Annotated in this window: 11 protein-coding genes and 1 riboswitch; of the genes, 7 read left to right on the forward strand and 4 right to left on the reverse strand. The window is 28.7% G+C overall.

Translation table 11 applies throughout. From position 1 onward, the window contains the following. Nucleotides 1-209 precede the first annotated feature (209 nt). The 3 genes from galU (at nt 210) to NSA58_RS20985 (ending at nt 2,073) form a co-directional block, all read left to right on the forward strand. Nucleotides 210-1,124: a UTP--glucose-1-phosphate uridylyltransferase GalU gene (gene galU, locus NSA58_RS09975; RefSeq protein ID WP_257560423.1), complete on the forward strand. Its 915-nt coding sequence runs from the start codon at nt 210-212 to the stop codon at nt 1,122-1,124. 70 nt (nt 1,125-1,194) lie between these two features. Beyond that, nucleotides 1,195-1,701: a VanZ family protein gene (locus NSA58_RS09980; protein WP_257560424.1), complete on the forward strand. Its 507-nt coding sequence runs from the start codon at nt 1,195-1,197 to the stop codon at nt 1,699-1,701. A gap of 222 nt (nt 1,702-1,923) precedes the next feature. Then, nucleotides 1,924-2,073, forward strand: a complete 150-nt coding sequence (locus NSA58_RS20985; RefSeq protein ID WP_408648046.1) for a CDP-glycerol glycerophosphotransferase family protein — start codon at nt 1,924-1,926, stop codon at nt 2,071-2,073. Here NSA58_RS20985 and NSA58_RS09985 read toward each other — a convergent pair. The 3 genes from NSA58_RS09985 to NSA58_RS09995 all read right to left on the reverse strand — a co-directional run bounded on the left by NSA58_RS09985 (nt 2,068) and on the right by NSA58_RS09995 (nt 5,330). After that, the gene (locus NSA58_RS09985) at nt 2,068-2,895 is read right to left on the reverse strand and encodes an energy-coupling factor transporter transmembrane component T family protein (RefSeq protein ID WP_257560425.1); all 828 of its coding nucleotides are present in this window, start codon (nt 2,893-2,895) and stop codon (nt 2,068-2,070) included. The two genes, NSA58_RS20985 and NSA58_RS09985, sit on opposite strands and share 6 nt — an antisense overlap. A gap of 10 nt (nt 2,896-2,905) precedes the next feature. Next, nucleotides 2,906-4,591 (reverse strand): ABC transporter ATP-binding protein, encoded by a 1,686-nt coding sequence (locus tag NSA58_RS09990; protein WP_074429409.1) that lies wholly within the window; start codon nt 4,589-4,591, stop codon nt 2,906-2,908. Nucleotides 4,592-4,781: 190 nt separating this feature from the next. Continuing rightward, nucleotides 4,782-5,330, reverse strand: a complete 549-nt coding sequence (locus NSA58_RS09995; RefSeq protein ID WP_039679054.1) for an ECF-type riboflavin transporter substrate-binding protein — start codon at nt 5,328-5,330, stop codon at nt 4,782-4,784. Between the two features lie 152 nt (nt 5,331-5,482). Further along, nucleotides 5,483-5,582: riboswitch (SAM riboswitch) on the reverse strand. A gap of 167 nt (nt 5,583-5,749) precedes the next feature. Between NSA58_RS09995 and NSA58_RS10000 the strand changes: the two genes are divergently transcribed. Next, a complete protein-coding gene (locus NSA58_RS10000) occupies nt 5,750-6,844 on the forward strand; it encodes a DUF5050 domain-containing protein (protein ID WP_257560426.1) in 1,095 nt (364 codons plus the stop codon). 72 nt (nt 6,845-6,916) lie between these two features. On the opposite strand, the gene NSA58_RS10005 is transcribed toward NSA58_RS10000, so the two are convergent. Further along, a complete protein-coding gene (locus tag NSA58_RS10005; protein ID WP_039679052.1) occupies nt 6,917-7,933 on the reverse strand; it encodes an LCP family protein in 1,017 nt (338 codons plus the stop codon). 255 nt (nt 7,934-8,188) lie between these two features. Here NSA58_RS10005 and NSA58_RS10010 point away from each other — a divergent pair, with 255 nt between their 5' ends. The 3 genes from NSA58_RS10010 (at nt 8,189) to NSA58_RS10020 (ending at nt 10,408) form a co-directional block, all read left to right on the forward strand. Then, on the forward strand, nt 8,189-8,665 hold the full coding sequence (locus tag NSA58_RS10010; RefSeq protein ID WP_039679051.1) for a S26 family signal peptidase: 477 nt from the start codon (nt 8,189-8,191) through the stop codon (nt 8,663-8,665). Nucleotides 8,666-8,851: 186 nt separating this feature from the next. Continuing rightward, the gene (locus NSA58_RS10015) at nt 8,852-9,685 is read left to right on the forward strand and encodes a hypothetical protein (RefSeq protein WP_074429410.1); all 834 of its coding nucleotides are present in this window, start codon (nt 8,852-8,854) and stop codon (nt 9,683-9,685) included. A 462-nt stretch (nt 9,686-10,147) separates the two neighbouring features. Further along, on the forward strand, nt 10,148-10,408 hold the full coding sequence (locus NSA58_RS10020) for a PqqD family protein (protein ID WP_039679049.1): 261 nt from the start codon (nt 10,148-10,150) through the stop codon (nt 10,406-10,408). The last annotated feature ends 258 nt before the right edge of the window (nt 10,409-10,666 follow it).

A 10,666-nucleotide genomic window follows, 5' to 3' on the forward strand; every position in this document is an offset into this window, starting at 1 on the left:
AAAAAGTAAAATGTAGTTTGGAAGTGCTTATAAATGTTATTTTAATATGGTTTAGTGAGGTTAGAATATAAGATTTTGAGTAAAATAATTTGTTAAGTAATTTTAATGTAAGTATGTACAGAAATCTGAGATTGAGATATACTATAAGATGAAAATTATAATTATTAAGATTATAGAAAAAATATTAAGTAGTAAATTGGGAGAAAAAGATGAAAAAAAGAGTTAGAAAAGCTATAATACCAGCAGCAGGATTAGGAACTAGATTCCTTCCAGCAACAAAGGCACAGGCGAAAGAGATGCTGCCTATAGTGGATAAACCAACCTTACAATATATAATAGAAGAAGCAATAGAGTCTGGAATAGAAGAAATACTAATAGTAACAGGGCGTAATAAAAAATGTATAGAAGACCATTTTGACCGTTCAGTAGAGCTTGAGTTAGAGCTTGAAAACAAAGGTAAAAAAGAAATGTTAAATATGGTTCAAGACATATCTAATATGGTAAATATACATTATATTAGACAAAAGGAACCAAAGGGCTTAGGTCATGCAGTATATTGTGCAAAGAGTTTTATAGGGGATGAACCTTTTGCAGTGTTACTTGGAGATGATATAGTAGATGCAGAAGTTCCATGTTTAAAACAAATGATAGATGCTTATGATGAATACAAAACTTCAATACTAGGTGTTCAAGAAGTTGCTAGAGAAAATGTAGATAAGTATGGAATATTGGATGCAAAGCATATAGAAGAGAGAGTATATAAAGTAAAAGACATGGTGGAAAAGCCTGCTATTGAAGATGCACCATCGAATATAGCCATTTTAGGAAGGTACATAATAACTCCTGAAATATTCAATATATTAGAAAATCAAGAACCTGGAAAAGGTGGAGAAATCCAACTTACTGATGCACTTCAAACTCTTGCTACTAAAGAAGCTATTTATGCATATAATTTTGAAGGAAGAAGATACGATGTCGGGGATAAGTTAGGTTTCTTAGAAGCTACTGTAGACTTTGCGCTAAAAAGACCTGAGCTTAGAGATGATTTTATATCATTCTTAAGAGGTAAGTCTGAAGATAAACATTTTGAATCTATGGAAGAAGTAGCTGTTACAACAGTTTAGTTTAAACCTTGCACCCATAATTTTTTAGAGTGGGTGTGAGGTTTATTTATTAGAAACAGGAGGTATTTATATGAAAAAGGTTATATATATATTACTGCTGATAATGAGCATAGGAGCTATGCATTATTTTTCTAGTCAAAATGGCTCAACATCTAAATCTCAATCAAATGCAGTTGTAGAGATTATAGATGAAATAAGAGACAAGGTTACTTTAAAGGATGAAAAATTAATAAAAATAAAGGATACGGTAATGAGTGAGCTGAAAAAATATAGTAAAAGCATGATTGTAAGGAAAGCAGCACATTTTTCTATGTATGCTATCATAGGAGGAATTTCAATGCTTGTAATATATTCTTTCTCGAAACAAGTATTTTTATCTGCGTGCTTATCATTTACTTTTTCTGTTTTGTTTGCAGTATTTGATGAAAGATCTCAAATAGCTATAGATGGTAGAAATGGAAACTTAACTGATGTATTTATTGATGGTAGTGGAGCATTACTATCTATTTGTATTTTATCGATTTTATTTATAACAACAAAAGGAATAAAACATGTGTTTAGAAGAGAAGAGTGGTAAATTTAGATATAAAACCAAATAAATTCTTTTAAAAGGTGTATCAAAATTGAATATACCTAAAAAGTAGATAAGTAATATAATATAATTTTAAACAAAGTGCTAATTTTAAATTAGCACTTTTTAACTACAATAATTTTTTTAATATACTTAATATATTTTAGTAGTGTCATACAATTCAATTTTTTGTATCTCTTAGAATTATAATAAATTATGTAATCATCAATTTTAGATTATTATTTAGTTAAAAGTAAGTTTTGGGTAGTAAACTGTAAATTGTTGTCGTATTGCATAAAAAGAAATAATCAGGTTTATATACAAACCTGGGTATATTTATCATTAACCCAGGCTTTTCATTATTTTTATATTTTATAATGGATAATAGAATTCTGTTATTACATTGCTTTTTAAATAAACTGCTACTATAAATACTAAGATGCACCCTACTATAAAGGCTAAATCCAACCCTTTTAATTTCTCATAACTATACCAAGTTCTTTTTCTTTTCTTACCAAAAGATCTTAGTTCCATAGCATTTGAAACAGTTTCAATTCTTTTAATAGAAGAAGAAACTAATGGTACGAATATTGTAGTGTAATTTCTTAAAATCTCGCCGATGCTACCTTCGCCTTTGTGGAATGCTAGTCCCCTTGCTTGTTGAGCATCTAGAATATCTCTGTACTCACGTTGTACATCAGGGATATATCTAAATGCTATATTTACAGCATAAGCAATTTTATATGGTATACCTATTTTGTTCAAACTGCTGGCAAATTCACTTGGATGTGTTGTGAATATAAAAATAGCAGTTATTGGCATTAGTACTGCATATTTTAATGATATAGTTAAAACATAGAATAGAGTCTCTTTGTTTATATATGCATATCCTATGTTGATTAGTTCTGTGTTTGTTCCTACTAATTCACTTCCATACTGTGGCGTTATTAGTAGTATAAAAATTACGTTTATTATATTGAAAACAACCATTATCCATAGTAGTGGTTTTAATGTTTTTGATGGTATTTGTGCAAAATAAAGCATGATTGCACTAATTATTCCCATAACTAAGAACACTCTTATATCAAGAAACATTACTGTTATCATTGTCCAAGTAAGGAATAATAATATTTTACTTACACCACTTAATCTATGGAAAATAGAGTCACCCTCAATATATAGAGTTTGGGCTCTACTCATTGTCTTTCACCTATCTTTCATAATCAATAAAGAATTGTACAAAATCATCTGGAGTTTCCATACCAATAGCTTTTGCTAAAGTTGATAATGACGTTTCTTTTAAGTTTGCTTGTTTTATAATATTTTCATCAGTTAAAATACATGATGGTTTATTGTCTGCTATTTTTTTACCAGCAGAAAGTACCATGGCTCTATCACAATACTCTAGTGTTAATTGCATATCATGAGTTATAAGGATTATAGAAATTCCTTTGTTTGCTAAAGTTTTTATAAACTCCATAAACTCAGTGTAGTGTTTGTGATCTTGGCCAGCAGTTGGCTCATCAAGAATTATAACATCTGGATTTATTGCTAAAATAGATGCTATAGTTACTCTTTTCTTTTGACCGTAGCTAAGTGCTGTAACTGGCCAGTTTCTATAAGGGTATAGACCGCAAATTTTTAGCACTTCTTCAACTTTTGTATCTATTTCTTCTTTTGAATACCCTCTGCATTTTAATCCTAAGGCAATTTCGTCCTTTATCATATGTTGAGATATCATTTGATTTGGATTTTGCATCACATATCCTATGGAAGAACATCTTTTACTTATGCTCCAAGAGTCTATACACTCGTCTTTTAAGAAGATATTACCTTCTTTAGATTTTAATATTCCTGTTATAACTCTGCATAAAGTAGATTTTCCTGCACCATTGTTTCCTAGAACAGCTAGAATTTCACCTTTATTAAGGTGGAAAGATACATTTTCTAAAGTATTTTTATTTTTATCATGAGAGAATGTTAAGTTCATCACCTCTAGAATTTTTTCTTCCTTATTATTGTTCTTCATAGAAAGATTTTTAGATTCATTGTTGAACCAATTTTTAATTTTTTCTTTAGAGTCTTCGTCCAAGTTATTGAAGTCTCTTAAGTTATTTATTTTATCTAGATTGCAATTGGCATATTTCATAGCAGATACATAAAGAGGTTCTCTAAGTCCGCTTTTTGACAATATGTCTGATTTTAAGATATCATCAGGAGTACCAATAGCTTTAACTTCACCTCTGTCTATAACAATAACTTTATCAAAAGCTTGTTCTAGAACATCTTCAATTCTATGTTCAACTATTATAATAGTTTTGTTTGTTTTTTCATGAATACTATTAACTAACTCCATGACTTCTTTTCCGCTAGCTGGATCTAAGTTAGCTAAAGGCTCATCGAAAAGAAGTATTTCAGCATCATTGCCAAGAACTCCAGCTAATGAGACTCTTTGTTTTTGTCCTCCGGATAATTCATAAGGACTGTGATTAATAAAATCAACCATGTTTACTAATTCGAGTGCATTTACAACTTTAACTTTCATTTCTTTAACTGGTATGGCGTCATTTTCAAAGTTAAATGCAACATCTTCTCCAACAGAAAGGCCTATAAATTGAGAGTCTTGATCTTGCATTATTGTACCGACTTTTTTACTTACATCCGATAAACTTTTTTCATAAGGTTTAATATTATCTATTATAAGTTCGCCTTCAATTTCACCACTGTATGAAAAAGGAATAAGTCCGTTTATACAATGAGAAAGAGTAGATTTTCCAGAACCGCTTGGTCCTACTATTAAGACTTTTTCACCTTTATTTATAGTTATATCTATATTTTTTAAAGTTTTATCAACTACATTGTTGTATTTAAAACTAAAGTTTTTAAAACTTATCATTATATTCTCCTTATTTTTTACTTTATTTAGTCCTCGATTTTTAGATTGATATTTTAAGCAACGGAGATGGCTGAAGCGTAAGCAAAGCCATATCGTTGGCGCTATGTTATAAAAATTTTAAGCAACGGAGATGGCTGAAGCGCGAGCAAAGCCATATCGTTGGCGCCATAGTGGATTAAAGATTGAGACTTTAGTCCTCAATCTTTAATCCACTATTTTTTTTATTTGCTCTAACGAAACCTAGTATAGTTGGAACTCCAATACCTAAAAATACTATTCCATTTGTAAATATGGCAAGAGCAGCTTGAATTTTCATTTTGTCTAAAGGTTCACCCATAACAACTACGTCGAAACCAGCAGCAAATATAAATGCTAAGATAATACCAATCATACCTGTAATTACAAGATATGAAACGTGGAACTTATTGCATAAACCATCTTTTATGCTAAATTTCTTGCATCTGAAAACTAGGCCCATAAAAAGACCCATAATACCAGAGCTTGCTACCCAGCCCCACCAGATTCCCCAACCAGCAATCATGTCAGTCAGCATATGACCTAAAAAGCCCATTGAAAATCCAACTAATGGACCAAATAGAGCAGAAAAGATTGCAAGTAGTGCTATGGCAGGTTTTAATTGTGTATTGGGACCAATGGGAATTCCAACAAATCCTAAGGCTCCATAAAGAGCAGCAGCAACGCCGATTGTCACTATTGTTTTTGTATCTATTTTGATCATATTACTTGTATTTCTCCATTTCCTTTAATTCTATTTATTTTATTACCTTATAATTTGATTTTAAATCAGAAATAATTTAACTAAAATATGAGTTTTGATTAAAATTTTATATAAAAAAATCTCTTTCCGGTAAGAAAGAGATTATATACGTAATCTTATCTTCCAGAATTCTTCTGTAGGAATTAGCACCTTTGTCTTTCGACCGGTTGCTGGGTTTCATAGGGCCAGTCCCTCCACCTCTCTTGATAAGGAATATTTTATTTAAGTTCCAGCGTATATTTTATAAAAAAAGTCGAAATTTGTCAAGTTCAAAAATATAATTAGATAACTTATAAATATATTACAATTTAATAAGAAATATAGAGGAAAAGGTTATATTGGGATATATTAAACTTATATAAGGATTATGGAGGGAATATATGAGTAAATTAAAGAAAATTTTATCTGCCGTATTAGTGGTATGCACAATAATTACTTGTGGTTTTACAAAGAATGTTGATGCAGCCTCAGTATATGGTAACAGCAATTCAAACATAAGTAACGGAGGCTACTCAGCGACCAGAGGGAACTACTCTTATGTAAGAAGCAGTAAGATATACAAAAAAACTGAAGAGTCAAACTATTATTATATTTACAGAACTTATAAAAATGGAAGTACAAAAAAACAAATAGTAAATAATGCAGCAGAAGAGCCATACATAAATGTAGTTGGAAATTATATATATTATGTGGGAGTATATGATTCAGGTAACAACTATGGAATATATAGAGTTAAAACTGATGGTACAGGAAAAACTAAATTAATAGGAAATTACGGATATAATTCATTTATTGTACAAGATAATTACTTATACTACATAAAGGAAACAACGAATAGTAATTATGATGAAGTGTCATCTTTATGTCGTTATAACTTATCAACTAAGAAAACTGTATCAACTTTATATACTACAACATCTAGATATATAGGTGACATGTCATTATCTGGAGATTATATATACATATCAGCTATAGGGGATGAGACTTCTATAATCTACAAAATAAACAAAAAAACTAAGTCTAGAACAACAGTTTATAAATATAAATCAGGCAAAAAAGAAGAGTCTTGTATAGATGATATGGTTTATTATAAAGGAAATATATACTATACAATTTATAATGATAAAAATCTTTATGATGAAAATGACGATACTTGCCAAGTATACAAAATATCTTCTACTGGAAAAAATAACAAACGTTTATCAAAGCATTTTACTAAAGGCATAAATTTATATAATAATAAAATGTATTATATCAATACAAATGGTAGTATATGCTCAATGAAGTTAGATGGAAGCAGCCGAAAGACTATAAAAAAAGCAAGTAAAAATCAATGGTATTACAGTATAAATACTTCGAATAGTAGAATGTATTTTGGAAGAGTTGTAATTGATTCATATGATCCATTTGAAGGAGTGCTTAGTGATAATATATATAGAACGACTTTAACAGGTGCATCTATGGTTAAGATGTAACTTTTTTATAAATAAATGCTGTAGCATAAGTGACTAAACCTATGCTACAGCATTTTGTATTATCTTTTAAATTTAATAATTAAGTTGTACATTACTATTATCTTTTAAATATTCGTGCTTATCCATATCAATATCATTATTTATAAAGTCTTGTAAAACTTGTCTTGAGTTTAAATCATATAGCCAAACCCATCCGGCGTTTTTATATTTACCGCCTTTAACATGGACGTTATCGATTATTGGGAATTGTCCTTGTTTTATAGTTAGTGGTTTAAAATTATATGCTGTAAAAGCTATGTTTATTATATCTTGTGGAGTAAGGTTTGTAGATACATATGGAAGTAATGTATTTAATAAATGAGGATATTTAGAAAAATCCATATCTTTTACAGTATCTATCATAGAAAGAATAACTGTTCGTTGTCTTTGATCTCTATGTATAGCACTATCTGTAATTCTTATTCTAGTATAAGCAATAGCTTGATATCCATTTAGCACTTGTTTGCCAGGTGAACTTAAAAGCTTCATGTCCCCTTTATTAGAATAAGTACATTGCTGATATGAAGGTACAATATATTTATTAGTTATATCGACCTCATGTTCTTTAACGTCTACTTCCACTCCACCTAATATAAACACAATGTTCATCAAATTATCAAAGTCAACTTGAATAAATTTATCCAATTTTATTTCAAAGTTTTCTTCAATAGTTTGGAATAATAATTTTTCTTTACCCCAAAAATAAGCTGCATTTAGTTTACCTTTCCCTTTACCTGGAATATCTACATAAGTATCACGAGCAAGAGAAGTTAATTTTATATTTTTATTGTTGGAATCAATAGTTGCAATCATCATACAGTCAGAGCGATAAGCTAGCTCCTTTTCTCTTCCATCAGTACCCAATAATAATATGTTTGTTATACCATCTACTTTTTCATATTTAGATTCATAAGTATCTTCAACACTTGCACTTGTTGTATTTAACTTATTGTAAAAAGAGTAGAATGTAAAAACTGGAATGGCTATTAATAATGCTAATAATATAATTACTACTTTTGCAAATTTGAATTTTTTATTTTTTTGCGTCAAAAATTCTCCCCCTTTTCTATGTTTAATTGAAATTCATAATTGTATTATAACAAATATTGTAAAACTAGACTCTATAAAATAAAAACTATGCGTATTTATAAAATAATGTGGAAGGTTTAAAAGTATTATGAATTGTTAATGCTTGTAATTATTAACAATATTTTAGAAATCATATTTATAATAAAGGATTTGGAATCTATTAGTAGAATTATATTATAAGGGTATCGCTGATATTTAAGTAAAGGAGGAAGTCTTATGATTAGAAATATAAATAAATTTTCTAACCAGGATTTATATCCTAATATTGAAGAATTATTAAGCAAAGTAAATGAAGCAATAGTCACAGTTAAAGGTAAGTCTATGTCACCGTTAATAGTAGAAAATAGGGATAAAGTAATACTTGAAAAAAGAAATTTTACTAAATTAAATAAAGGTGAAATTATATTATTCAAGTCAAAGCATGGCAAATACTTACTTCATAGAATTCATGACATATCAGACTTGGGATACTTAACTATTGGTGATGGAAACTTACAGTTTGATGGATGGGTTAGGCCTTGTAATGTGGTGGCGGTAGCTCGAAAGATAATTAGAAAAGGAAGAGTGTTAGATTGTTATTCTTATTTTTGGGAAAATGTTTTCAAAGTGTGGATGGTTTTACTTCCTATAAGAGGGATTTTGTTGAAAATATACGAGGGTGTAGTTTATGTAAAATCTAAGTTGTTAACATAGATAAAGAGTTGCTGTGTTTAGCAACTTTTTTTAGTAATATTACAAAATGAAGCTTATTTTTTGTTTGAAAAACTTACTAATATAAGATACAATAAAATTATTATATAAAACAAAGGGAATTTAATTAAAATAAATGCTATTATAAAGACAATTATTATGAAAAATGGGAGATGAGGAGAGGTTATTTTGAAGAAGATATTAATAATTATAATATCTGCTATCTTAATATGTCTAACGGGTTTAGGCGTCATAGGATACTATGTAGAAAAAGATAAAGCAGCTGAAAAAACTAATGTAAAAGTAGAAGAGAAAGTAGATCCGATTGCTGAAGAAGAAAAATTAGTAGTTGATATAAATAAACTGGATATTGATAAAATAGAAGGTTATACTTCAGGTGAAGGTGAAGTAAGTGAAGATAATGGACAAAATACAACTGTAGGTGGAATGAGTATTCCTTATTCTATTCCATATAAAAACATGGAGATTGTAAGTATTGGTGAATATTCTGGGAAGTTTATAGAAGATGGTAGTGATGTAAATAAAGAGAATGTATTAGCTATAATAGTAAAGAATACTTCGCAAGAGGTTATTGATTATGGTGAAATAACTATGAAAATAACAGGTAAAACTGATACTATAAAATTTAAAATTACTAATTTGAAACCAGGTGCATGTACTCTTGCAATGGAATCTAGTGGTAAGATAGAATTTAATTCACAGGATAAATATGTATACTTAGACTCAAAAAATAATATGGTGAGTAATCTATCAACTATGGAATCTCAAGTAGCTATAACTACTGAAAATAAAAAAATTACTGTAGAAAATTTAAGTGATAAAAATTTAAATACAGTGTATGTATATTATAAAACTATTTCGCAGGGGAATTGTTATCTAGGTGGAATAACTTATCGTGCTAAGTTTGAAAAAGTTGAAGCTGGAAAAAGTGTTAGTACGAATACGATACATTTTTCCAATACAAATAGTGAAATTTTAAAAGTAGAATCCGTAAAAGAATAAAAAATTCGCTTCGCTATGTCGTTAAATTTGAGAAGCATATCGTCAACGATATATCCTCGTTACCACTTCGGATAAATCCGTTACTCAAATGAGATGCCTTCGCTCCGCTTCAGGCAACTCTGTTTCTCAAAAATTAATTTTTTACATCTCAATATTTGTTAATATTAATTAATTCTAGAAGTTTTCCACAAAATAGAGAAAGTAGTCGCAAAATGTGACTACTTTCTTTATTTTGTTATAAAATTAATTAATAAATAACAAAAACAAATAAATTATTTTAATACAATGCTTTATTTTGTAAAGAAATGTATTAAAAAAGTATGATTCGCTTGTTGACATTAAAGTAGCACTAAAGTAGAATTTAATTGGTGGCTACTTTTCTGAAAAGATTTATGCAAATTTTATTTAACAAAAGACATATAATGTGATGATGGAAAACTTTGAATATAAGGGGGAGGAATTATGGAAATTAAAAAAGATTTTAATCTACGTAAATTTGCTGGCGAATATATTCTTATGCCCAAAAATACATCAGAAAAAGGTTGCAACAGACTAATTAGTCTAAGTGAAGTAGAAGCTTTAGTTTGGAAAAATTTAGGGGAATGTAAAAGTGAAGAAGAAATTTTATCTTTAATAACAAAAACGTACATGGTAAAAAAATCAGATGCTAGAAAAGATTTGGGGGATTTTTTAAAGCAGTTAGAAGAAGCAGAGATAATATAGGTAAATAAATCATAAATAACATATAAAAAAGACAGGATGTGAAATCCTGTCTTTATTTGTGTAGAAATAAAAAGGTAAAAGGATATTATTATAGTAAACTCTTACCCATATAAATGCTAAGAGAGATGTATTGCATCATTTTTTTGTTTTAGTACGAATATAATTGTAAGAAAATGTGAAAAATTTAATGTGTATTCATATATATAATTATAATAAAATAAAAAAATATTATTGAAATAATTAGTTAAAGGTGGTATT

Source organism: Terrisporobacter muris (assembly GCF_024621905.1).
GTDB lineage: Bacteria > Bacillota > Clostridia > Peptostreptococcales > Peptostreptococcaceae > Terrisporobacter > Terrisporobacter muris.